Source organism: Streptomyces sp. TE5632 (genome assembly GCF_054061295.1).
In genome coordinates, this window is sequence record NZ_JBSSEA010000003.1 from 59,548 (window position 1) to 81,993 (window position 22,446).

General features: G+C 70.1%; 19 protein-coding genes and 2 tRNA genes. 4 read left to right on the forward strand and 17 right to left on the reverse strand.

The genetic code is table 11. The features are described 5' to 3' along the window. Positions 1–22 precede the first annotated feature (22 nt). From pdxT to pgsA, 6 genes are all read right to left on the reverse strand, one after another. The gene (pdxT, locus tag ACVW19_RS05285; protein WP_457457071.1) at positions 23–628 is read right to left on the reverse strand and encodes a pyridoxal 5'-phosphate synthase glutaminase subunit PdxT; all 606 of its coding nucleotides are present in this window, start codon (positions 626–628) and stop codon (positions 23–25) included. 2 nt (positions 629–630) lie between these two features. Then, positions 631–1,542: a pyridoxal 5'-phosphate synthase lyase subunit PdxS gene (gene pdxS, locus ACVW19_RS05290; RefSeq protein ID WP_202276752.1), complete on the reverse strand. Its 912-nt coding sequence runs from the start codon at positions 1,540–1,542 to the stop codon at positions 631–633. Between the two features lie 189 nt (positions 1,543–1,731). After that, on the reverse strand, positions 1,732–2,274 hold the full coding sequence (locus tag ACVW19_RS05295; protein ID WP_457457073.1) for a hypothetical protein: 543 nt from the start codon (positions 2,272–2,274) through the stop codon (positions 1,732–1,734). Positions 2,275–2,352: 78 nt separating this feature from the next. Further along, positions 2,353–3,516 (reverse strand): glycosyltransferase family 4 protein, encoded by a 1,164-nt coding sequence (locus ACVW19_RS05300; protein ID WP_457457075.1) that lies wholly within the window; start codon positions 3,514–3,516, stop codon positions 2,353–2,355. Next, positions 3,513–4,424, reverse strand: a complete 912-nt coding sequence (locus ACVW19_RS05305; RefSeq protein WP_457457077.1) for a phosphatidylinositol mannoside acyltransferase — start codon at positions 4,422–4,424, stop codon at positions 3,513–3,515. Before ACVW19_RS05305 ends, ACVW19_RS05300 begins: the two co-directional genes overlap by 4 nt. Further along, positions 4,421–5,152 (reverse strand): phosphatidylinositol phosphate synthase, encoded by a 732-nt coding sequence (gene pgsA / locus ACVW19_RS05310; protein ID WP_457457078.1) that lies wholly within the window; start codon positions 5,150–5,152, stop codon positions 4,421–4,423. Before pgsA ends, ACVW19_RS05305 begins: the two co-directional genes overlap by 4 nt. Before the next feature lie 311 nt (positions 5,153–5,463). On the opposite strand from pgsA, the gene ACVW19_RS05315 reads away from it, so the two are divergent. Then, positions 5,464–7,659, forward strand: coding sequence for an elongation factor G-like protein EF-G2 (locus ACVW19_RS05315; RefSeq protein ID WP_457457080.1), 2,196 nt, complete (start codon positions 5,464–5,466; stop codon positions 7,657–7,659). A 310-nt stretch (positions 7,660–7,969) separates the two neighbouring features. Continuing rightward, the gene (locus ACVW19_RS05320) at positions 7,970–9,625 is read left to right on the forward strand and encodes a hypothetical protein (protein ID WP_457457082.1); all 1,656 of its coding nucleotides are present in this window, start codon (positions 7,970–7,972) and stop codon (positions 9,623–9,625) included. A gap of 57 nt (positions 9,626–9,682) precedes the next feature. Here the strand turns inward: ACVW19_RS05320 and ACVW19_RS05325 are convergent, their stop codons facing one another. Together ACVW19_RS05325 and thrS are read right to left on the reverse strand one after the other, a co-directional pair. After that, positions 9,683–10,231 carry an HIT family protein gene (locus ACVW19_RS05325; protein WP_457457084.1) on the reverse strand — a complete coding sequence of 183 codons (549 nt, stop codon included), beginning with the start codon at positions 10,229–10,231 and terminating at the stop codon, positions 9,683–9,685. 91 nt (positions 10,232–10,322) lie between these two features. After that, entirely contained in the window at positions 10,323–12,302 is a 1,980-nt protein-coding gene (gene thrS, locus ACVW19_RS05330) for a threonine--tRNA ligase (RefSeq protein WP_457457086.1), read from the reverse strand. A 329-nt stretch (positions 12,303–12,631) separates the two neighbouring features. Here thrS and ACVW19_RS05335 point away from each other — a divergent pair, with 329 nt between their 5' ends. Beyond that, positions 12,632–13,357, forward strand: a complete 726-nt coding sequence (locus tag ACVW19_RS05335) for an exonuclease domain-containing protein (protein ID WP_457457087.1) — start codon at positions 12,632–12,634, stop codon at positions 13,355–13,357. 77 nt (positions 13,358–13,434) lie between these two features. Here the strand turns inward: ACVW19_RS05335 and ACVW19_RS05340 are convergent. From ACVW19_RS05340 to ACVW19_RS05380, 9 genes are all read right to left on the reverse strand, one after another. After that, a tRNA-Val gene (locus ACVW19_RS05340) sits at positions 13,435–13,506 on the reverse strand. A 39-nt stretch (positions 13,507–13,545) separates the two neighbouring features. Beyond that, on the reverse strand, positions 13,546–14,007 hold the full coding sequence (locus tag ACVW19_RS05345; protein WP_457457089.1) for an SRPBCC family protein: 462 nt from the start codon (positions 14,005–14,007) through the stop codon (positions 13,546–13,548). A 40-nt stretch (positions 14,008–14,047) separates the two neighbouring features. Further along, positions 14,048–16,783 carry an exo-rhamnogalacturonan lyase family protein gene (locus tag ACVW19_RS05350; protein WP_457457091.1) on the reverse strand — a complete coding sequence of 912 codons (2,736 nt, stop codon included), beginning with the start codon at positions 16,781–16,783 and terminating at the stop codon, positions 14,048–14,050. Positions 16,784–16,885: 102 nt separating this feature from the next. Then, complete coding sequence (locus tag ACVW19_RS05355; protein WP_457464451.1) at positions 16,886–17,485, reverse strand: hypothetical protein; 600 nt, start codon at positions 17,483–17,485, stop codon at positions 16,886–16,888. Between the two features lie 27 nt (positions 17,486–17,512). Next, the gene (locus tag ACVW19_RS05360) at positions 17,513–18,445 is read right to left on the reverse strand and encodes a carbohydrate ABC transporter permease (protein ID WP_457457093.1); all 933 of its coding nucleotides are present in this window, start codon (positions 18,443–18,445) and stop codon (positions 17,513–17,515) included. Continuing rightward, positions 18,442–19,443, reverse strand: coding sequence for a carbohydrate ABC transporter permease (locus ACVW19_RS05365; protein ID WP_457457094.1), 1,002 nt, complete (start codon positions 19,441–19,443; stop codon positions 18,442–18,444). The genes ACVW19_RS05360 and ACVW19_RS05365 overlap by 4 nt, the downstream gene beginning before the upstream one ends. Beyond that, the gene (locus ACVW19_RS05370) at positions 19,443–20,765 is read right to left on the reverse strand and encodes an ABC transporter substrate-binding protein (protein ID WP_457457096.1); all 1,323 of its coding nucleotides are present in this window, start codon (positions 20,763–20,765) and stop codon (positions 19,443–19,445) included. The genes ACVW19_RS05365 and ACVW19_RS05370 overlap by 1 nt, the downstream gene beginning before the upstream one ends. 356 nt (positions 20,766–21,121) lie before the next feature. Next, positions 21,122–21,193 (reverse strand) — tRNA-Val (locus ACVW19_RS05375). A 79-nt stretch (positions 21,194–21,272) separates the two neighbouring features. Further along, positions 21,273–21,734 carry a TIGR02611 family protein gene (locus ACVW19_RS05380; protein WP_457457098.1) on the reverse strand — a complete coding sequence of 154 codons (462 nt, stop codon included), beginning with the start codon at positions 21,732–21,734 and terminating at the stop codon, positions 21,273–21,275. Positions 21,735–21,925: 191 nt separating this feature from the next. Between ACVW19_RS05380 and ACVW19_RS05385 the strand changes: the two genes are divergently transcribed. Continuing rightward, positions 21,926–22,339 (forward strand): SsgA family sporulation/cell division regulator, encoded by a 414-nt coding sequence (locus tag ACVW19_RS05385; RefSeq protein WP_004002642.1) that lies wholly within the window; start codon positions 21,926–21,928, stop codon positions 22,337–22,339. Positions 22,340–22,446: the final 107 nt, after the last annotated feature.

The window sequence follows — 22,446 nt, forward strand, 5'->3', positions numbered from 1 at the left end:
GCCCGGGAGGTACCCAGGAATCCTACAAGGCGTCGGCCGCCCGGCACTCGCGTGTCATGGTGACGAACAGGCCGTGCACACGGTGGTCCCCGGTCAGTTCCGGGTGGAAGGACGTGGCCAGGGCATTGCCCTGGCGGACCGCGACGATGTGGCCGTCGTGCTCGGCGACCACCTCGGCCCCGGCTCCGACGGACTCGACCCAGGGGGCGCGGATGAAGACACCGTGCACGGGGCCGCCCACCACTCCCTTGACGTCGACCGCGGCCTCGAAGGAATCGTTCTGCCGTCCGAAGGCGTTGCGGCGCACGATCATGTCGATCCCGCCCACGGTCTCCTGACCCGAGCGCGGGTCGAGGATCTTGTCGGCGAGCAGGATCATCCCGGCGCAGGTGCCGTAGACGGGCATGCCGGCACGCACGCGTGCGCGCAGGGGCTCCATCAGGCCGAACAGGACGGCCAGTTTGGAGATGGTGGTGGACTCGCCGCCGGGCAGGACCAAACCGTCGACCTCGGCGAGTTCGTCGGGCAGGCGCACCGGCCTGGCCACGGCACCGGCCGCGGCCAGGGCGACGAGGTGCTCCCGTACGTCGCCCTGGAGGGCCAGGACGCCTGCCACGACGTCGCTCATGCCTACCAGCCGCGGTTGGCGTAGCGCTCGGCCTCGGGAAGGGTGTCGCAGTTGATGCCGACCATGGCCTCGCCGAGGTTGCGGGACGCCTCGGCGATCACCTTCGGGTCGTCGTAGAAGGTGGTGGCCTTGACGATGGCGGCGGCACGCTTGGCCGGGTCGCCGGACTTGAAGATGCCGGAGCCGACGAAGACGCCCTCGGCGCCGAGCTGGCGCATCAGCGCGGCGTCGGCGGGAGTGGCGACACCGCCGGCGGAGAACAGCACGACCGGCAGCCTGCCCAGCTCGGCGACCTCCTTGACCAGCTCGTACGGGGCGCGCAGCTCCTTGGCGGCGGCGTACAGCTCGTGGTTGTCGAAGCCGCGCAGCCGGGCGATCTCGTTCTTGATCTGGCGCAGGTGACGGACGGCCTCGACGACGTTGCCGGTGCCGGCCTCGCCCTTGGAGCGGATCATCGCGGCACCCTCGGCGATGCGGCGCAGGGCCTCGCCGAGATTGGTGGCACCGCAGACGAAGGGGGTGGTGAACGACCACTTGTCGGAGTGGTTGACCTCGTCGGCCGGAGTGAGGACCTCGGACTCGTCGATGTAGTCGACGCCGAGGGACTGCAGGACCTGGGCCTCGACGAAGTGGCCGATGCGGGACTTGGCCATGACCGGGATGGAGACGGCCCCGATGATGCCGTCGATCATGTCCGGGTCGGACATGCGTGCCACGCCGCCGTCCTTGCGGATGTCGGCGGGCACGCGCTCCAGGGCCATGACGGCGACGGCGCCCGCGTCCTCGGCGATCTTCGCCTGCTCCGGTGTGACGACGTCCATGATCACGCCGCCCTTGAGCTGCTCGGCCATGCCGCGCTTCACGCGGGCGGTGCCGGTCTCGGGAGCCTGGTTTTCGGAGAGCGTGCTGGACACGAATGACCTCACTGTTGCGAAGAGGGGGTTTCTACAGCACTGAGGAAACGTGAACGGACCAGTCCACAGCAAGAGCCAATGATGAGGCGGTGGATCCTTTTGGGCGGATCCTTCCGGGCGGCTCTCCCGGTACGGCTCTCGGTGCGACCGGCTCCGGGCGGGCTCCTGGTCCTCCCGGGCGGGGCCGCGCTACGCGGCCCGCTCCATCAGGGAGGCCGGTGGTTCGTCGTCCATTTCGAAGGCCATCGGGAACGGCGCGTGTCCCGCCAGCCGGAACCAGCGCACCTTGCGGTGCCGGCGCAGAGCGCGTGCGGCCCGTACGGCGTCGTTGTGGAAACGCCGTGCCATGGGCACCCTGCGAACCGCCTCGGCGAGTTCCAGGGCCGCTTCCTCTCCCCCGGGCGCGTCCCTGACCGCGTCCACCTGCTGTGCCTCGGCGAAGACGGCACGCAGCGCCTGGCTCAGTTCACTCTCGGCGACCTCCCGTTGCTCCTCCACCGTCTGCCGCGCGGCGTGCGCGGCCTCGTAGAGCACGATCGAGGCGGCCGGATCGAGCACCCCCGACGTGGCCAGTTCCTGCGCCACTGAGGCGCGACGCAGCAACTGCGCGTCCAGCGCGGCACGGGCGGCGTCGATCCGGGCGTGCAGCCGGTCCAGCCGCCCCGCCGTCCAGCTCAGATAGAGGCCGCTCGCGGCGAGGACGACAAGGATCCAGATGAGGGTTGCGGTCACGGGCGGCAAGGCTACCGGGAGCCCCATCCGGACCCGAACGGGCCGGAGCCCGACCGGCGGGTCAGGCCCTTCCCGGCCTCAGTCCCGCGTCAGACCGAAGCGTGCCCACCGCTTCGTCGTCCGGTCGTCCGCCGCCACCGCGGCCGCGCCGGCGGTCACCGTCTCGTAGACGGACATGATGTCCGCGCCGACGGTCGACCAGTCGAAGCGGCGGACGTGGGCGCTGCCCCGTTCACTCAGCTTCGCGCGGCGCTCCGGGTCCTCCAGGAGGCGTATCGCGGCGTCGGCGAGCGCGTCGGCGTCCTCGTTGGGGAACAGTTCGCCCGCCGCCCCCCGGTCGAGGACCTGGGCGAAGGCGTCCAGGTCGGCAGCGAGCACCGGCGCCCCCGCGGACATCGCCTCGACCAGGATGATGCCGAAGCTCTCGCCTCCGGTGTTGGGCGCCACGTACAGGTCGACGCTGCGCAGGAGCCGGGCCTTGTCCTCGTCGCTGACCATGCCGAGGAACTCGACCCGGGAACGGAGTTCGGCGGGCAGGCTCTCCACCGCCTCCTCCTCGTCACCGCGTCCCGCGACCAGCAGCCGCGCCCGCGGGCGGGCGGCGAGGATCTTCGGCAAGGCCCGCATCAGCACCGGGAGGCCCTTGCGTGGCTCGTCGATACGGCCGATGAAGCCGATCGTCTCCCCCTGCCACCGCGGATCGGCCTCGGCGCGGGCGAAGAAGTCGACGTCCACACCGTTCGGGATCACCACGGCGTCCCCGCCGAGGTGTTCGACGAGCGTGCGGCGGGCGTACTCGCTCACCGCGATCCGCGCGCTGATCTTCTCCAGGGCCGCCTGCAGGATGGAGTAGGCGGCGATCATGGCCCTGGAGCGCGGGTTGGACGTGTGGAAGGTGGCCACGATGGGTCCCTCGGCGGCCCAGCAGGTCAGCAGGCCGAGCGAGGGCGAGGTCGGCTCATGGATGTGGATCACGTCGAAGGCGCCCTCGTGCAGCCAGCGCCGCACCCGGGCCGCCGACAGGAAACCGAAGTTGAGCCGGGCCACCGAGCCGTTGTACGGCACCGGCACCGCGCGGCCGGCCGAGACGACGTACGGCGGCAGCGGGGTGTCCTCGTCGGCCGGGGCGAGAACGGACACCTCGTGGCCGAGCCGGATGAAGTACTCGGCCAGGTCACGGATGTGGAACTGGACGCCACCCGGTACGTCCCAGGAGTACGGGCAGACGATGCCGATTCTCACGGAGTCGCCTCCCGCGCGGGATCGAGGTCCTTGAGCCACAAGCGCTGCAGCATGTGCCAGTCCTCCGGATGCTCGGCGATCCCCGCGGCGAAGGCGTCGGCCAGCGCCTGTGTCATCACGGACGTCTTCTCGGCGCGTGTGCCCGACTCGGGAATTCCGACCGGTGGATGGACCCGTCCTCGCATCACGGGCGAGTCGTCGTACCAGAGCGTCACCGGCAGCAGCAGCGCGCCGGTCTGCTGGGCGAGCAGGGCGGGGCCGGCCGGCATCCGCGCGGTCTCGCCGAAGAAGTCGACCTCCACGCCGGAGGCCGACAGATCGCGGTCGGCGACCAGGCAGACCAGTCCCCCGCCGCGCAGTCGCCGGGCCAGCGTGCCGAACGCGCTGCCGCCGTTGTGCGGGAGCACCTCCATGCCGAGGCCCTCGCGGTAGGCGACGAACCGGTCGTACAGCGTCTCCGGCTTCAGGCGCTCGGCGACGGTGGTGAAGGGGATACCGAGTCCGGTGGTGGCCCAGGCGCCCGCGAGATCCCAGTTGGCGAGGTGCGGCAGTGCCAGGACGACGCCCTTGCCGGCCGCCATGCCGTCGGTCAGACGGTGGATGTCCTCGATGTCCACGCCGCCCGCTATGCGCTCCCGGCTCCAGGCCGGCAGCCGGAAGGACTCCATCCAGTACCGCAGGTACGAGCGCATGCCCGCGCGGGACAGTTCGGCGAGCTGCTCGGGGCCCGCGCCCGGCACCACGCGCGCGTAGTTGCTCTCCAGCCGCAGCACGCCCTTGCCCCGCCGCTTCCAGGCCAGGTCGGCGATGCTCCGGCCGAGCCGTACGGCGACGGGTTCGGGGAGTTTCCTGACGGTGGCCCAGCCGGCGCCGTACAGGGCGTCGGTCAGCCGCTCCTGGACACTCACTTCGCGGTCTCGCTCCCCCGGGTCCGCCGGCCCTCGGCGGACTCCCCCACCTCGGACTCCCGCGCCCCCGCCTCCCGCACCCCGGACTCCCGTTCCGCGGCTTCGGCCTCGGCGGACTCCCGGCGCACGGTGACGACCCGCTGGATCAGCGTGATCAGGCTGCCGACGGCGACGATCCACAGAGCGATCGGCAGCAGGTACTGGATTCCGGGCACACCGAATGCGTGCAGGCCCGCCAGACCCGCCGCGACCAGCGAGATCACCAGCCGCTCGGCCCGCTCGATCAACCCGTTCACGGCGACCGGCAGTCCGATCGACTCGCCGCGCGCCTTGGTGTACGACACCACCTGACCGCTGGCCAGGCAGAAGATCGAAACGGCACACAGCACGAGGTCGTCGCCCCCGCCCGCGTACCACAGGGCGAAGCCGGCGAAGACGGCCCCGTCGGCGACCCGGTCGAGGGTGGAGTCGAGGAAGGCCCCCCAGCGGCTGGAGCGGCCCAGCTGGCGGGCCATGTTGCCGTCGACGAGGTCGGAGAACACGAACAACGTGATGACGACCGTGCCCCAGAAGAACTCGCCCACGGGGTAGAAGACCAGCGCGCCCGCGACCACACCCGCGGTGCCGATGAGCGTGACCGTGTCCGGGCTGACCCCCCGCCGGATGAGAAACGCGGCGAACGGCGTGAGGACACGCGTGAAGAATGCACGCGCGTACTTGTTCAGCATGGCCTTCCCGACGGTCGGTGTGGCCGCGTGGCCCTGCTGGCCACCGGCTGGCCCATCGTAGTCACGCGCGCGTACCGCCGTTGGCCGGGCACCCGAACGTCCGGTGCACGGGCCGACGGCACACGCGGTGGCGGACCGGGAGACGGGATCACGTCCCTCGTATGGACGCACCGTGACGGGAGTGCAAAGCTCGAAGGACCGCGGGCGTCGCCGGAGCCGTCACCGCTCGGGGTGCCCCCGGGCGAGCACCCGGGGGAGGATTCCGCGTGTCCGCGCCCACAGTGACCTCACCGTGCACGGGAGGCAGGACCATGGGCGACAAGGCGCACACACACCCCGGAGCCGCCGGAAGGGCACAGGCGGCCGACCACCCCACGTCCGTACGGAATGTGGTGCTGGTCGGCCACTCCGGATCGGGCAAGACGACCTTGGTGGAGGCTCTCGCGCTGACCGCGGGAGCGGTGAACCGGGCGGGCCGGGTGGAGGACGGCGGCACCGTCTCCGACTACGACGACATCGAGCACCGGCAGCAACGCTCGGTACAGCTCTCCCTGGTGCCCGTCGAATGGGACGGCATCAAGATCAACCTGCTGGACACCCCCGGATACGCCGATTTCGTCGGGGAACTCAGGGCCGGTCTGCGAGCGGCGGACGCGGCCCTTTTCGTCGTCTCGGCCTCCGACGGCGTGGACGGCTCGACCCGGATGGTGTGGGACGAGTGCGCGGCCGTCGGCATGCCCCGGGCCATCGTCGTCACGCACCTGGAAGCGGCGCGCGCGGACTTCCAGGAGATGACGCGCGTCTGCGCGGAGGCGTTCGGCGGGGACGACCCCGACGCCGTACTGCCGCTGTACCTGCCCCTGCACGGCCCTGCGGGGCCTGACGGGCACGCGCCCGTGACGGGGCTGATCGGCCTGCTGACGCAGAAACTGTTCGACTACTCCTCCGGGGAGCGCGAGGAGTCCGAGCCCGGCCCGGACCGGCTGCCGCTGATCGAGGAGGCACGCAACCGGCTGATCGAGGGGATCATCGCGGAGAGCGAGGACGAGACCCTCATGGACCGCTACCTCGGCGGCGAACAGTGCGACGTCGAGACCCTGATCGAGGACCTGGAACGCGCCGTCGCGCGAGGTGCGTTCTTCCCCGTCCTGGCCGCCGCTCCCGCGGCCGAGGGCGCCCGCCAGGGCCTCGGCACCGTCGAACTGCTGGGGCTGATCACCGGCGGCTTCCCGACCCCGCTGGAGCACGTCACACCGCAGGTGACCACGGTCGACGGCACACCGCGCGAGCTGAAGCCGTGCGATCCCGACGCCCCGCTGGTCGCGGAGGTCGTCAAGACGTCCTCCGATCCGTACGTCGGCCGGCTCTCGCTGATCCGCCTCTTCTCCGGCACCCTGCGCGCCGACCAGACGGTGCACGTCTCCGGGCACGGACTGGCCGACCGGGGCCACGAGGACCACGATGTCGACGAGCGGATCGGCGCACTGTCCACGCCGTTCGGCAAACAGCAGCGGCCGGTGCCGCACGTCATCGCGGGCGATCTGGCGTGCGTGGCGAAACTGGGCCGTGCCGAGACCGGGGACACCCTGTCCGCCAAGGACGACCCGCTGCTCATGGAACCCTGGGAGATGCCCGACCCGCTGCTTCCGCTGGCCATCGAGGCGCACAGCAAACCCGACGAGGACAAACTCTCGCAGGGACTGTCCCGCCTCGTGGCGGAGGACCCGACGATGCGCCTGGAGCAGAACCAGGACACCCACCAGGTGGTCCTGTGGTGTCTGGGCGAAGCACACGCGGACGTGGCCCTGGAGCGACTGCGCAGCCGGTACGGCGTCCAGGTGGACGTCGTGGCCCACCGGGTGCCGTTGCGGGAGACGTTCGGCGACCGGGCGGCCGGACGCGGGCGGCACGTCAAACAGTCCGGCGGCCACGGGCAGTTCGCCATCTGCGAGATCGAGGTGGAGCCGCTGCCGGGCGGCTCGGGCATCGAGTTCGTGGACAAGGTGGTCGGCGGCTCGGTGCCTCGGCAGTTCATCCCGTCCGTCGAGAAGGGCGTACGGGCCCAGGCCGCCAAGGGCATCGCGGCCGGCCACCCGCTGATCGACGTACGGGTGACGCTGCTGGACGGCAAGGCGCACTCGGTGGACTCCTCCGACGCGGCGTTCCAGACGGCGGGCGCGCTGGCGCTGCGGGAGGCGGCCGCGGACGCGCGGATCCACCTCCTGGAGCCGGTGGCCGAGGTGAACGTCCTGGTCGGCGACGACTACGTGGGACCGGTGATGAGCGATCTGTCCGGCCGGCGCGGCCGGGTGCTCGGCACCGAGCAGTCGGCCGGCGGCCGCACCCTCATCCGGGCCGAGGTGCCGGAGATCGAGATCGGCCGGTACACCGTCGATCTGCGGTCGCTCTCGCACGGCACCGCGCGCTTCAGCCGCCGGTACGCGCGGCACGAGCCGATGCCACCGCAGGTCGCGGAGCGGGTGCGGGAGGAGGCCCGCAGCGCCTGACGGCGCCGGGCGGGCCTCGCGGCCAACGGTGCGCGGGCCGCGAGGCCGGCGCCGGCGGTGCCTCACCGGTCGGCGCCGGGCGCCCGTGGGGAAGCCCCGCGGGCGCCCGCGTACGCCTTCGCCCGCACGCGCCCCGGGAGCCCGCCGAACACGCCCTCAAAGCGTCGGCCGCCGCCCCGGCAGGCGGCTTTCGGTCGTCCACCGACGGACACCGGTGGCTGCCGATACTCTGAAGTCCAGATCAACAGGTGTGCGCGGCAAGGAAGTCGGGAAGGCCGCAAGACGACAGTCGCGGCGATCGGGGGCGGGAATGACCGTTGAGGGCGGTTACGCGGATTTCTTCGGTCCGCAGGTGCCACGCACCGGCGACGAGGGGCAGACCCCGACGTTCGCACTGGCCTCGGCGGCCTACCGGGACAACGAGGCCGAGGAGATACTCAAGGCCAACAACGAGTGGCACAAGTCGTCCGTCGACAAGCCCAGGATCGCGCTGTTCCGGCCGAACCTGGGCGAGGCGTTCTCCCGGGCGATCATCGACCGGATGCTGGGCTCCGGGCGGGCGCCACTCATCCAGTCCTTCGGCGCCCACCCCCAGGTGGTGGTGGAGCACAGCCTCGCGGCGCACCGCATCCGGCGGGAGCGGGACAACTGGCTGAGTGCCGTGATGGTGCTGTGCGGCCTGCTCTTCCTGCCCGGACTGCTGGTGTGGCTGCTGGTCTTCCAGATCCGCACCACCATCGCCAGACGCGAGGACAAGCGGGCCGGCGCGCTCGCCACCACGCTCCTGGTCGCGGTGGGCGTCCTCGCGGTGATCTTCCTGCTCCGGATGCCCTTCGACGGGTTCTGGGGCTGGTACGCGCGGGCGTCGGTCGTCGCCCCGGTGGTGGGCTGGTTCTGGGCCAAGCGGATCTGCGAGCGCACGGCGCAGGACCTCAGGGAGCGCTGGAGCAGTCTGCTCTCCGGCGGCAGTGTGGGGGCCAAGGTGCCCGAAGCGGTGCCGAGCAGCCCCGGTGAGACGGCCGCCGAGCAGTTGCGTCAGTCGCTGGCCCGGCTCAGCGCCGAACAGCAGTCCAATTCCGTGTTCTACGCCGGGCCCAAGGGGATACTGGGCATGGGCACGCGCTGGGGCAGCTGGCAGCTCGCCGAGGAGCTCATACCGATCGACCCGGACCGGGAGATCAACCCGTTCCGCAGCTGGGACGTGATCAAGGCCATCCACGACCGACTGCGCATGCTGGAGCGCGGTCCGCTGCACACCGGCGGCTTCCCCAAGCCGTCGGTACGGCACTGGATCGTCACCCCGATCGGGGAGAACGCGGACGGGGTGTCCCGGCCCGAGGGCACCGACGTCGAGGCGTACCAGGTCAAGCAGCACGCCATACAGGAGATCTGCAACAACCAGCAGTTCGGCGCGGGCGACCGGCACTACCTGGGCGTGCAGTGGACGCTGTGGGACGGCCAGCTGGTCCTCACCATGCTGATCACGGTGACGGTGCTGCACGAGACGCTGCGCATCGAGGTCACCGGGCATGCCCTGGGGCCGGTGCACTCCCTGTTCACGACCAAGCCGGCGGCCAAGGAGAAGACGGTCCAGAAATCGGTCAGGTTCTGGGAGACCCGGACGGTGAAGCTCCCCCTGGTCGACGCGGACGAGGTGGTGCGCCTGGCCGCCCGGGCGCCGCTGACCTGGTATCCGCCGCTGCTGTACTGGCTGGGCGGCAAGCTCTCGCTGCCCGAGCCCTTCGGCCTGCGGCACGCCTGGGCCGACAAGCCGTGGCGGCACCGTTTCATGGCCGACGACGCGCTGCGCGCCGCCACACCGGTCCTGCGGGCGGTGCACGCGGCGGCGATCAAGGTGCTGAAGGAGAACGGCGTGGACACGGAGAAGTTCGGTGCCCGCTCGGCGGGCCTGAGCGGAGCCGTCCAGGAAGCGGCGCCCAAGAAGGCCGACGTGTACGACGCGTAGGTCTCCGGCGGTGGGCCGGAGACCTACGCGTCCGCCGGTGCGGGCGTCAGCCGCAGATCAGTCCGTCGGCCAGGCTTCCGCGAGCATCTTGCGGGTGTCGCCCAGCAGTTGCGGCAGCACCTTCGTGTGGCCGATCACGGGAAGGAAATTGGTGTCGCCGCCCCAACGGGGCACGACGTGCTGGTGCAGGTGGGCGGCGATGCCCGCGCCGGCCACGGTGCCCTGGTTCATGCCGATGTTGAAGCCGTGGGCGCCGGAGGCACTGCGCAGGGCACTCATCGCCTGCTTGGTGAACTCGGCGAGCTCCGCCGTCTCCTCCGCCGTCAGCTCCGTGTAGTCGGCGACGTGGCGGTACGGCACCGTCATCAGGTGGCCGCCCGTGTAGGGGTACAGGTTGAGCACGGCGTAGACCAGCTCGCCGCGCTTGATGATCAGCCCGTCCTCGTCGGACCTGGCCGGGATGGAGCAGAAGGGGCAGCCGTCGTCGGCACCCGGGCCACTCGGCTTGTTCTCGCCCTGGATGTAGGCCATCCGGTGGGGCGTCCACAGACGCTGGAACGCGTCCTGCGTGCCCACTCCCAACTGCTGCTCCGGCTCACTCGTCATGCGTGCAGCATATGGCGTCGCCGTGGGGTGACGGCAAAGGCCCCCGGGATACATCCCGGGGGCCCGAAGCCCCGCGTCGGCGGGGAGCAGGTCATACCTGAGCGCGACGCTCCACCACGTCAACGAGCTTGGCGATGGCCTCGTCACGCGGAATGCCGTTCTCCTGCGAACCGTCGCGGTAGCGGAACGACACGGTGCCCGCGTTCATGTCGTCGTCACCGACGATGATCATGAACGGGACCTTGAGCTTCTGCTGCGTGCGGATCTTCTTCTGCATGCGGTCCGAGGAGGAGTCCACCTCGACCCGCAGGCCCTGCTTCTTCGCGTCGGCGGCGAACTTCTCCAGGTACTCCACATGCGCGTCGCCCACCGGGATGCCCACCGCCTGCACCGGAGCCAGCCATGCCGGGAAGGCGCCCGCGTAGTGCTCGAGGAGCACCGCGAAGAACCGCTCGATGGAGCCGAACAGCGCGCGGTGGATCATGACCGGGCGGGTCTTGGAGCCGTCCGCGGCGGTGTACTCCAGGTCGAAGCGCTCCGGCAGGTTGAAGTCGAGCTGGATCGTCGACATCTGCCAGGTGCGGCCGATGGCATCGCGGGCCTGCACGGAGATCTTCGGTCCGTAGAAGGCGGCGCCGCCCGGGTCCGGGACCAGCGGCAGGCCCTGCTTCTCGGCGACCTGGCGGAGGGTCTCGGTGGCCTCCTCCCACGCCTCGTCCGTGCCGACGAACTTCGTCTCGTCCTTGGTGGACAGCTCCAGGTAGAAGTCGGTCAGGCCGTAGTCGCGCAGCAGGTTCAGGACGAAGGTGAGGGTCTTGTCGAGCTCCTCGGACATCTGCTCGCGGGTGCAGTAGATGTGCGCGTCGTCCTGGGTGAAGCCGCGGGCGCGGGTCAGACCGTGCACGACGCCCGACTTCTCGTACCGGTACACGGTCCCGAACTCGAACAGACGCAACGGCAGTTCCCGGTACGACCGGCCGCGCGCGTCGAAGATCAGGTTGTGCATCGGGCAGTTCATGGGCTTGAGGTAGTAGTCCACGCCCTCGTCGAGCTGCATGGGCGGGTACATGCCGTCGGCGTACCAGTCCAGGTGGCCCGAGGTCTCGAAGAGCTTCCCCTTCGTCGCGTGCGGGGTGTAGACGAACTCGTAACCGGCTTCCTCGTGCTTGCGCCGCGAGTAGTCCTCCATGACCCGGCGGATGATTCCGCCCTTGGGGTGGAAGACGGCGAGGCCGGAGCCGATCTGCTCGGGGATGGAGAACAGGTCGAGCTCGCTGCCGAGCTTGCGGTGGTCGCGCTTCTCGGCCTCGGCGAGGAACTCCAGGTGTGCCTTCAGCTCCTCCTTGGAGGGCCAGGCGGTGCCGTAGATCCGCTGGAGCTGCTTGTTCTTCTCGCTGCCGCGCCAGTACGCCGAGGCGTTGCGCATGAGCTTGAACGCCGGGATGTTCCGGGTGGTCGGCAGGTGCGGGCCACGGCAGAGATCCCGCCAGCACAGCTCGCCGGTCTTGGCGTCCAGGTTGTCGTAGATCGTCAGCTCGCCGGCGCCGACCTCGACGTCCGCGCCGTCGTCGTGCGACGCGGAACCCTTGATACCGATCAGCTCCAGCTTGTACGGCTCGTCGGCGAGCTCCTCACGGGCCTCGTCGTCGGTGACCACACGGCGGGAGAAGCGCTGGCCGCGCTTCTGGATCTCCTGCATGCGCTTCTCGATGGCCTTGAGGTCATCATCGGGGTGGAAGGGCTTGTCGACGTCGAAGTCGTAGTAGAAGCCGTCCCGGACCGGCGGGCCGATGCCCAGCTTGGCCTCGGGGAACAGTTCCTGCACGGCCTGCGCCATGACGTGCGCGGTGGAGTGGCGCAGGATGTTCAGGCCGTCCTCGGAGGAGATCTCGACGCCCTCGACGGTCTCGCCGTCCTTGACCTCGTAGGCGAGGTCCTTGAGCTCACCGGCCACCCGCGCCGCGATGATCGAGCGCTCGCCTGCGAAGAGCTCGGCGGCCGTGGTGCCCGTCGTCACCACGCGCTCGTCCCGCTCGGAATCGCGTTGGATGATCACACGGACGTCTGACACCGGTCTCTCCTGACTGAAGGCTTTGGCTGCGGCGCCATACCTGAGCGCACGCATGGGTGCGATCGTACCGACCCGGACCGGTCGGGTGCGAAATCATTCCTCGCGGCCGGCCCGCTCGGCCTCGCCGGCCCGTACCGGGTGCGACACGGGCCCTCACTGAGCGTGATCGGCTCGTATCCGGCCCGGCCTCCGCGAGCGCCCACGGCCGCACGGAGCCGGGCGGCGACGGAGCGGCCGGGGCCCGCGTACGGCGCGCACCGGCCGGGTATCACCGGAGCGGGCAGCGGACTTGGCGTCAACTGCCGATGGTGCGCGAGGGGTTGGTGGGCATGAGGTGCTGGTACGAGGGGCCGCTGGCCGCCTTCGACACGGAGACGACGGGGGTGGACGTCGAAACCGACCGGATCGTGTCGGCCGCCGTCGTCGTCCAGGACTCGCCGGGCAACCGGCCGCGGGTCAGCCGCTGGCTGGTCAGCCCGGGGGTGCCGGTGCCGGCCGCGGCGACGGAGGCACACGGGCTGACGGACGAGCATCTGCGGCGCAACGGCCGCTGGCCGGCACCGGTGATGTACGAGGTGGCGGAGGCGTTGGCCGAGCAGGCGGGGGTGGGCCGGCCGCTGGTGGTGATGAACGCTCCGTTCGATCTCACCCTGCTGGACCGGGAGTTGCGCCGTCATCGGGCCACGCCGCTGAGCCGCTGGTTCGAGCGGACGCCGCTGCTGGTGCTGGACCCGCGGGTCCTCGACAGGCATCTGGACCGCTACCGCAAGGGCGGCCGCACGCTCACCGATCTGTGCGCGCTCTACGGCGTCCCGTCGGAGGGCACGCCCGGCGCGGAGGCGGGCGCGGCGGCGGCGCTGGAGGTCACTCGCGCGGTGGGCCGCCGCTTCGCGTCCCGGCTGGAGCACCTGTCCCCCGGCGAGCTCCACACGTTGCAGGCGGTGTGGCACGCGGGCCAGGCCCGGGGCCTGACGTCCTGGTTCGCCCGTAACGGCACACAGGAGGCGGTGGACCCGGCCTGGCCGCTGCGCCCGGACCTGCCGACGGCTGCGTGAGACCCCGGCCAGGAACGCGTGAACACGGGCCGGGGCACACAAAAGCCGGTCCGCCTGTGGCGGACCGGCTTTCCCGGTGGGCGATACTGGGTTCGAACCAGTGACCTCTTCGGTGTGAACGAAGCGCTCTCCCACTGAGCTAATCGCCCGGGAACGGACTGAACAATACAGGTCCGGGCGCGCTTGGTTCAAACCGCTTGCAGGTGGGCGGCCAGGCCGCGCCGCCCGGCCCGCATCATGAGTACGTGGTTCGCGCGGAGGACGGGCCGTCCCGGCCGGGCGAGGCGGCGCAGCAGCGGTTTACGGACGTCGACCTCCTGGGCGTAGCGGGCGAGGGTGCCGCCGGGGCCCCGGGGGACGACGGTCCAGCGGGCCCAGCCGTCGATGTCCCCGGACAGGGCGACTTCCAGGATTCCGGCCGCGGGGTCGCGCCTCGTCTCCCGCACGGTCGCCACCAGGGAGAAGGGCAGCACGGAGCGGATCCGGAGGATCCCCACGCCCCCGCCGACGGCGTCGGCGAGCCGCGTGACCTCTTTCACCTGCGGCCACCAGCGGGGATAGTCCTCGACGCGTTCCAGGGCGCGGTACACGGCGGGCGCGGGCGCCGGCAGGGTCCACAGACTGCGGAAGCGGTAATGGTTCCGGTCCATGGACGGAGTGTGCCCGCCCGCGCCCGCGTCGTGCGGTTCCCTACGGCATCCGGTCGCCGAGCAGGGCCAGGTTCTCTATGGCGGCGAGGCCGTAGAGCGCGGTGTCGTTGGTGGACACCCAGGTGGCCTCGCTGCCGGCCACCAGGGCGGTCGGGCCGGTCACCTTCTCGGTCTTCCAGGGGGCGGATTCCCGGTAACCGTCGGAGTGGTAGAACTTCTCCCAGGCCCGGCGGGCGAGTTCGTCGTCGCCGGTCTGCACGGCGGCGTAGGCGTCCAGGCGGGAGTGGCCCTGGAAGAGGATCAGGCTGCCGAAGTTGCTGCCGTAGCGTGCCGCCTGCTCCGTCTTGCTCGCGTTGAAGTAGCGGCAGTAGTCGTAGTACGCCTCGTTGAACTCCGGCATGTCGACCAGGTCGATGAGTTCGGCGCACAGTTCGTTCAGGCCGAAGACGGCCGACAGGTGGGAGACCTCGACCTTCGGGGTGTCGGCGACCGCGAACCTGCCGGTGTCCAGGTCGTACAGGCCGCTGCCCTGGACGAAGCCGTTGGGCTGGGCGGCGATGGTCTCCATGGTGGACAGGACACGCGCCTTGGCCTTCTTCCACTTGGGGCCCCGGCGTTCCCACTCGGTGAGCCAGGCGGAGACCAGGCCGCTCCAGTCGGTGCCGAAGCCGATCGACAGGGCGTTGCGGTCGGGGGTGTACGGCTCGGTGCGGATCTTGCGCAGGGGGTCCAGGGCGAGGAAGGTCTCGTCGGAGTCGACGTTGGCGTGCATGAGGTCGCCGACGCGTTCGTCGGCGGTGAGGAAGTAGTAGTACCGCCGGTAGGTGGTGTTGGCGATGCGCTGCTGTTTGGCGCTGTCGGCGAAGTGCTGGACGCCGTGCCGGGTGCCGAGGCCGGCCCACTTGCCCAGGTGGTAGACGTCGACCTCGCCGGTGTGCCGGGTCATCGCCTCGGCGAAGCGGAAGATGTCGGCGCGGCCGGAGCGCAGGTAGGCGTACCAGAGCCAGAGGTCTGGCGAGAGTTCGGAGTTGTCCCAGGCGTAGCCGCCGACGTCGTAGCGCCACTGGTGGCGGACGGTGTCGTAGGTGTGCATGACGTCGCCGTAGTCCCAGAAGCCGTACCAACGGCGCATCTCCACCTGGTCCTTGTAGTAGGTGAAGAGGAAGTCGAGGTGGTCCTCGATCTTCGCCTTGGCCGGGGTGGAGCGGTCGGGTTCGGCGAACAGGCCGGGGCCGAACACCTTGGCGCCGATGAGCTGCTTGGGCGGTGCGGCGAGTTGCGGGAGGACGCGGACGGCCTCGACCTGCTCGGCGAGGCGGTCGGCGTTCGGGGTCGACTCGTTGGCCCAGAAGAGGAGTTCGGAGGTACGGGCGATGCCGTAGGGGGTGCCGAACTCGGGCTCGTAGTCCTCGTAGGTGATGTTGAGGCCTTCGAGCTGTTCGGGGAAGGTGTCCTGGCCCATGCCGTCGTGGTAGAAGCGCAGGTCCATGGGCTGTGCCTCGGGCGACCAGAGCCAGAGGGTGACCTCGGCCTCGTCGGTGTGGGCGCCGCGGATGTCGAGCTGGGCGGGGTGTTTCTGCCAGAAGTCGCGCAGGCCGAAGGAGAGTCCGCCGCCGACCCCGCCGACGTAGCCGAAGCCGGAGGCGCGTCTGCCTCCGCCGGCGCCGATCCAGCCGTAGCCCTTCTTGGTGCGCTTGCGCAGGGCGAAGCCGTCGGCGGAGAGCTGGGAGAGGGTGTAGTCGCCCCATTCGGGGATGTACCGCAGGCGGGTGGTGACGCGTTGGTCCCAGGTGGCGGGGTCGGGCAGCTTCTCACCCGCGTACTGGGCCGCCTGCACGGCCGCCCCCGGGTCGCGGCGCAGTCCGGTGACGCCCTTGACGGCTTCGCGCAGCAGGCCGGTGCCCTCGCCGCCGATGCGGATGTGCCGGTCGTAGGCCTCGTCGCGCATCGGCACGGAGAAGCGGACGCCGATGCCACGGATGAAGTCGCCGCTCGCCCTGCCGGGTTCCTGCTGTCCGTCGTAGGTGATGGTGTGCACCATGCGGAAGGAGTCGGCGCCCGCGTAGAAGTAGAGGCGGATGGAGAAGGGGAGCCAACTGCGCTGTCCCTTGCGGTGCTTGCCGTCGATCCGGACGACGGCGCGGACCGGCCCTTCCTGTTCGACGGTGACATCGGTGATGGTGCCGTCGAAGCGTTCGGTCCTGACGGTGGTCTGGTCGCCGTCCTCGAACTCGGGCTGGCGCAGCAGGACGAGGCGCCCGTTCCTGGCGATCTCGGTCGAGCCGCGGGTGACGGACTTGATGATCGTGGCGCCGGACTTGCCGATCCTCGCGGTGATGACGCCGGTCGATACCTCGATGGTGCCGCCGCGTTTGCCGACGGTGACCTTCTTCTCCGGTGCTGCGGGGGTGCCGGCGGTGAGGGTGAGTGTGCCGGAGCCCGAACTCACGGCGTGTGCCGTCCACTTGAGGGAACCGTCGGGCCAGTGGGCGATCGGCCAGGACTGGACGGGTACGGCATTGCCGTCGGAGTCGGCCAGTGCGAAGGTCTGGTCGTCCCGGTGGAGGCCCTTGGGCCAGGGCACGCCGACGGTGGAGCCGGACGCCGCGCCGAGGCCGCCGTCCTCGAGCCAGTCCAGGGTCACGGGGTCGCCGGCGGCGGTTTCGGCTTTCGGCGCGGCGGCGGCATCGCGCGCGCCGAGTGCCCAGCCGAACTGGGCGGCGGCGCCTGCGACGGCGGCTGCCTTCAGGAGGGACCTGCGGGGGACGGGGGACATGGCCTTTCCTTTCCGTGCGGGATGCACCGTGATGTCAAGGGCATGACAGGAAGAGGCGCGACGCCGGGGCGTCGGCCCTGGTACGAAAAGGCACCGCCCGCGTCAGCGGTGCCGGTGGCGCTCTTCCACGGCGACGGCCGCCGCCGCGACGGCCCCCAGGACGGGGAGCGCGAGCGGCGCGCTGAACCAGGCGGAGCAGACCACCACGGCCAGCCCGCCGACGATCAGGAAGGATCCGGCCGGGTCGAGCACGGTGCGGCGGCCGGCCCGCGCGAGCAGCGACCGCCAGGAGGCGCCGGGCCGCCACTCGGCCGCCGCGCGCAGCCCGGCGACGACCGCCGCGATCAGGGCGACCACTCCGACAGCGGCCACGAGCGCACCACCGGGCAGCCCGGCCCGTACGGCCCGTACGTCCACCCACACCACGGCGAGGGCGGCCCATCCGGCGAGTCCGACGAGCCATCCGCCGCGCAGTGCCGACCGGAAGTCGGCCGCGAACTCCCGCAGCCCGCCGTGCTCGTGGGCGAGCCGGCGCCCGAGGTGCCGCGCACCGGCCGCGAACGCGGCGGGGTAGGTGACAAGCGGCAGCGATGCCAGCGCGATCCACACTCCGGTGAGCAGGCACTCGGCGAACAGGGCGAACCTGCCGGTGAACAGTGACTCGCCGCGTTCCCGGAGGACCTCGTCCCGCGCCCTGGCCATCATCGGTTCAGTCATGCTCGGTTCTCCTCAGCCCTTCAGGCCGGACGTGGCCATGCCGTCGATGAGGTGACGCTGGAAGGCCAGGAAGAAGGCCAGTACCGGCAGGAGCGCGACGAGGGACATGGCGATCATGCCGCCGTAGTTCGCCAGCGCCTCCTGGTCGACGAACATCTTCAGGCCGAGGGAGACCGTGTACTTGCCGGGCTCGTTGAGGTAGATCAGCGGGCCCATGAAGTCGTTCCAGGCGTTGATGAAGGTGAAGATGGCACTGGTGATCAGCGCGGGACGGCACAGCGGGAGCACGATCGACCAGTAGATGCGGAAGTGCCCGCAGCCGTCGAGGCGTGCCGCCTCGTCGAGTTCCCTGGGCAGGTTGCGCATGAACTGCACCATCAGAAAGACGAAGAACGCCTCCGTGGCCAGATACTTCCCCAGCAGGAGCGGGGTGTACGTATTGATCATGTCCATGTTGCGGAAGAGCACGTACTGCGGGATGAGCAGCACGTGGTACGGCAGCAGCAGCGTGCCGATCATCAGGGTGAAGAGCAGATTGCGGCCGGCGAACCTGATCTTCGCGAAGGCGTAGGCGGTCAGCGAGCAGGACACCACGATCCCGATCACCGAACCGACCGCGAGGAAGAGCGAATTGAAGAAGAACGTGGAGATCGGGATGTCCGCGATGCCGTCGGCGAGGCTGGTGTAGTTCGAGGTGATCGGGTCGCCCGGGAAGAGGTCCAGGCTGCCGACGATGTCCTCGCTCTTCTTGAACGACCCACCGATGACCCAGATCACCGGGTAGAGGATCACCGCGAGAATCGCCAGCGACCCGAGGTGCCAGGCCAGTGAGCCGGGCAGGCTACGCCGGAAGGCCGTTGTCCGCGGGGAGCGGGCCGGTGTGACGCCGGTGGTCGACGGGGGCGCCCCCTGATCGAGCGAGGTCGAGAGATCGGGGGAGCTCATCGGCCGCCCTCCTCGTAGTGCACCCAGCGTTTCTGGGACCAGAACAGCACCGCGGTGACCAGGGCCACCGCGACCAGCAGCATCCACGCCATGGCGGAGGCCAGGCCCATCCGGCTGTTCTCGAAGCCCTGGACGTACAGATAACAGGTGTAGACCATCGTGCCGTCCGCGGGACCGCAGGCGTTGCCTCCGGCGCCGCCGCCGACGATGTAGGCCGAGCTGAAGATCTGGAAGGAGTGGATGGTCTCCAACAGGACGTTGAAGAAGAGCACCGGGGAGATCATCGGCAGGGTGATGTTCCAGAACTGCCGCAGTCTGCCCGCCCCGTCGACGTCGGCCGCCTCGTACAGCTCGCGCGGCACCTGCTTCAGACCGGCCAGGAAGATGACCATGGGGGCGCCGAACTGCCAGACGGTGAGCGCCACCAGGCTGTAGATGATCAGGTCCGGGTCACCGGTCCAGCCGCCGGCGTCGACTCCGAAGAGCTTCTGCGTGCGGTCGACGATCGCGTCGTCGGAGAAGATCGCCTTCCACACGATGGCGACGGAGACGCTCGCCCCGATCAGCGACGGCGCGTAGAAGGCGGCCCGGTAGAAGGCCTGCCCGCGCCGCTTCTGGGCCAGCAGCAACGCCACCCCGAGCGCGGCGACCAGTTTGATCGGCGTGCCGACGGCCACGTACCAGAGCGTGACCTGCACCGAGTGGCGCCAGCGCGGGTCGGCGAACATCTCGGAGAAGTTGTCCAGGCCGATCCATCGGGGAGCGTCGAACAGGTTGTAGTCGGTGAACGCGAAGTACAGGGAGGCGATCATCGGGCCTGCCGTCAGCAGCAGGAACCCGGCGATCCAGGGGGACATGAAGAGGTAGCCGGCCAGGTTCTCCCGGCGGCCCCGGCGCTTCAGGGCGGCGGGGCGCGGGGACTTCACCGGACCGTGCCGCGGCTCGGAGTCCCGGGTCGGGGCCTCCGTCGCAGGGGCGTGTGTCACGGCGGTTCCCATCAGCCGGCGAGAGCCGTCTTCGACTCGGTGAAGAACTGCTTGACGGCGTCCGCCACGGAGCGCTTGCCCAGGCCCAGTTCCTCCGCGATGCGCAGGAACGCGGCCTCGCAGATGTCGGCGCCGTTCGGGTGCGGGGTGATGGGCTCCAGGACACCCGCGCCGACGAGGGACTCCTCGTAGGCGGCGATCGCCTTGTTGACCGGGTCGGTCGGCTGGTACGCGTCGTACTGTGCCTGCGTCGCGGGCACACCGCGGTCGTATCCCATGATCTTGGCAACCTCGGGATCATGCACCATGAAGTCGATGAACCGGGCGACCTCCTTGGGGTGCCGGGTGCGCTTGGACGCGCTCAGCATCAGGGAGCCGAGGTACTGACCGGTCTTCTTGCCGTCCGTGGTCGGAATGGGCGCGAGACCGTACTCGCTCTTGCCCTCGGAGGTGTAGCGGACGGTGAAGTTGTCCCAGGTGAACTCGGATCCGGCGAGTTCGGCGGAGAGCGCCGCCTTGGGCTTGATCTGGGAGACCTTCCTCGGGTCGGCGAACAGGCCCGACTTGACGCCCTTCTCGGCCTTGGTCCACCACTGGGTGAGATCCGCCTCGGTGAATCCCAGACCGTCCTCGGTGAAGAACGCCTTGCCGTTCTGCCGCAGATACAGGTCGTAGAGGTACATGACCCCGTACATGCCGCTGTCCCCGGCCCGCCCGGTTCTGTCACGGATCTTCGCCATCGCCTCGTCGAAGTCGTCCCAGGTCCAGCCCTGTTCGGGCTTGACACCGGCCCGGGCGAAGACGGGCTTGTCGATGACCAGGGCCATCGAGTTCGAACCCACGGGCACGCCGAGGAGCTTGCCGTCGATCTCACCGAACTTCTCCAGGCCCGCCCGGAACCCGTCCATGGAGAGGTTGCCGGCCTCGACCTGCCCGCTGAGGTCGAGCAGAACGTTCTTCGCGTCGTACTTACGCAGAAATCCGACGGCATTCTGGAACACGTCCGGTGGATTCCCCCCGGAGGCCTGCGTGTTGAACTTCTTCCAGAAGTCGGTATACGGCTGGAAGTCGGTCTTGATCTTGATCTTCGGATACTTCTTCTCGAAAAGCGCGATGGTTTTGTTGATGCGCTCGGCCCGGTCCTCGGCACCCCACCACGAGTAACGGAGCGTCACCGTCCCGTCTCCCGAACCGCCACCGCCACCGCATGCGGTGGCGGTGGCGCCCAGTCCCGCGACGGCCAGCGAGGTGCCCGCCGCCTTGAGGACCGTCCGCCTCCCGACCCGCCCCCCAGCCGGCCTCTCCGTATTCTCGCCGTTCTCGCCCTGCTGCATACGAGCCTCCCCACGACGTCGCGTTCGCCTCATGAATCGTTTCAAGCAAGCGCTTGCTGGCACAAGGTACGGAGGGCCCACGGGCGCGTCAATGATCCGGACAGGAATTGCCGGGCGCGGCGATCGAGCGCGACCGGCGACGGCCCCCCGCCCCCCACGCGGGCGGGGGGCGGAAAGACCCAGGTCTGCGCGGGTGCGACCGACGGACCGAACACCGAAGGGCCCGCCGGAACACGAGCCCGGGAAGGTCACGGTTGAATGAAGGGCGACGCAAACGGGACGGCCGCGCCGATCCCGTGCGCAAACGCGGTACGGCCCGGCTCACCGTCGGTGAGCCGGGCCGTACCGCGATCCGGTGGGCGATACTGGGTTCGAACCAGTGACCTCTTCGGTGTGAACGAAGCGCTCTCCCACTGAGCTAATCGCCCGGACGCAGGAAGAACATTACCCCATGTCAGCCAGTGCCCGTGACGGGCGGGGGGCCGGTCGCCGCACCCCCGCCCCGGCTCACTGGTTCTCGATCTTCCAGGGCATCACAAGGCCGAACTTCCACAGATAGGCCCCGGTCAGCGCGGCCGCGATCACCAAGCCGATCGAGGTCAGGATGATGTTCCGGCGCCGCACCCGTGGATCGAGGGCGCGTTGCGCCGCCTCGGTGACCTTGCGCTTGGTCCACCGGAGCACCATCTGGGCCCAGACGAACTCCGTCGCCCAGATCGCCATACCGGCGAAGATCACCACCCACCCCGGCCCGGGCAGCACCAGCATGGCGGCACCGGCCGCCACCACCGCGAGTCCCACGATGAAGACGCCGACCTGCCAGCTCACGTGCAGGGCGCGCCGCGCCTGGACGAACGCCGGCGCCCGCGAGCCCAGCGCGCGCTCGTCCTTCACCTGGTCCGCCCCGTCCGTCCCCGCCCGATCCGCCGTCATGGCCGCCTCGCCGGGTGAGTCACTCCCCGTGTTCATACCGCCAAACACTACCGGAGCCGATCCGGCCACCGGAACGGGCGCACCGGGCGAACAATCTCTCGGCCGGTTGAGTTACGTATACCGATGCAAAACCCCCAGAGGGGTTTACAACGGCACCGTAGGTGGCATGTCGATTTCGCCGACGTGCGAATCCCCGAGCGCACACTGAGCGAAAGGCCCTGGCGCTTATGAACACCACGGTCAGCTGCGAGCTGCACCTGCGCCTCGTTGTGTCGAGCGAGTCCTCCCTGCCTGTCCCCGCAGGCCTGCGGTACGACACGGCCGACCCCTACGCCGTGCACGCCACTTTTCACACCGGAGCCGAGGAAACCGTCGAGTGGGTGTTCGCCCGCGACCTCCTCGCCGAGGGACTTCACCGCCCCACGGGCACCGGCGACGTCCGCGTCTGGCCATCGCGCAGTCATGGTCAGGGCGTCGTCTGCATCGCCCTGAGCTCCCCGGAGGGGGAGGCCCTGCTCGAGGCCCCGGCACGGGCTCTGGAGTCCTTCCTGAAGCGCACGGACGCCGCCGTGCCTCCCGGCACGGAACACCGGCACTTCGATCTCGATCAGGAGCTCTCGCACATCCTGGCGGAAAGCTAGGGAGGGCTCACCGAACCGCCCGGCGCCGTCGACTCGGGGAGACGGCGCGGGCCCTGACAGCCGTGCGACGGCACACAACGGCGCCGACGCCGCGGGGCACCGCGGGC

Coding starts and splice junctions, on each gene's coding strand:
- ACVW19_RS05385 (WP_004002642.1), top strand. CDS start 21,926: ATGAACACCACGGTCAGCTGCGAGCTGCACCTGCGCCTCGTTGTGTCG.
- pdxT (WP_457457071.1), bottom strand. CDS start 628: ATGAGCGACGTCGTGGCAGGCGTCCTGGCCCTCCAGGGCGACGTACGG.
- ACVW19_RS05370 (WP_457457096.1), bottom strand. CDS start 20,765: ATGCAGCAGGGCGAGAACGGCGAGAATACGGAGAGGCCGGCTGGGGGG.
- ACVW19_RS05335 (WP_457457087.1), top strand. CDS start 12,632: ATGAGGTGCTGGTACGAGGGGCCGCTGGCCGCCTTCGACACGGAGACG.
- ACVW19_RS05345 (WP_457457089.1), bottom strand. CDS start 14,007: ATGGACCGGAACCATTACCGCTTCCGCAGTCTGTGGACCCTGCCGGCG.
- ACVW19_RS05320 (WP_457457082.1), top strand. CDS start 7,970: ATGACCGTTGAGGGCGGTTACGCGGATTTCTTCGGTCCGCAGGTGCCA.
- ACVW19_RS05325 (WP_457457084.1), bottom strand. CDS start 10,231: ATGACGAGTGAGCCGGAGCAGCAGTTGGGAGTGGGCACGCAGGACGCG.
- ACVW19_RS05360 (WP_457457093.1), bottom strand. CDS start 18,445: ATGAGCTCCCCCGATCTCTCGACCTCGCTCGATCAGGGGGCGCCCCCG.
- ACVW19_RS05380 (WP_457457098.1), bottom strand. CDS start 21,734: ATGAACACGGGGAGTGACTCACCCGGCGAGGCGGCCATGACGGCGGAT.
- pgsA (WP_457457078.1), bottom strand. CDS start 5,152: ATGCTGAACAAGTACGCGCGTGCATTCTTCACGCGTGTCCTCACGCCG.
- ACVW19_RS05365 (WP_457457094.1), bottom strand. CDS start 19,443: ATGGGAACCGCCGTGACACACGCCCCTGCGACGGAGGCCCCGACCCGG.
- ACVW19_RS05315 (WP_457457080.1), top strand. CDS start 5,464: ATGGGCGACAAGGCGCACACACACCCCGGAGCCGCCGGAAGGGCACAG.
- ACVW19_RS05350 (WP_457457091.1), bottom strand. CDS start 16,783: ATGTCCCCCGTCCCCCGCAGGTCCCTCCTGAAGGCAGCCGCCGTCGCA.
- ACVW19_RS05355 (WP_457464451.1), bottom strand. CDS start 17,485: ATGGCCAGGGCGCGGGACGAGGTCCTCCGGGAACGCGGCGAGTCACTG.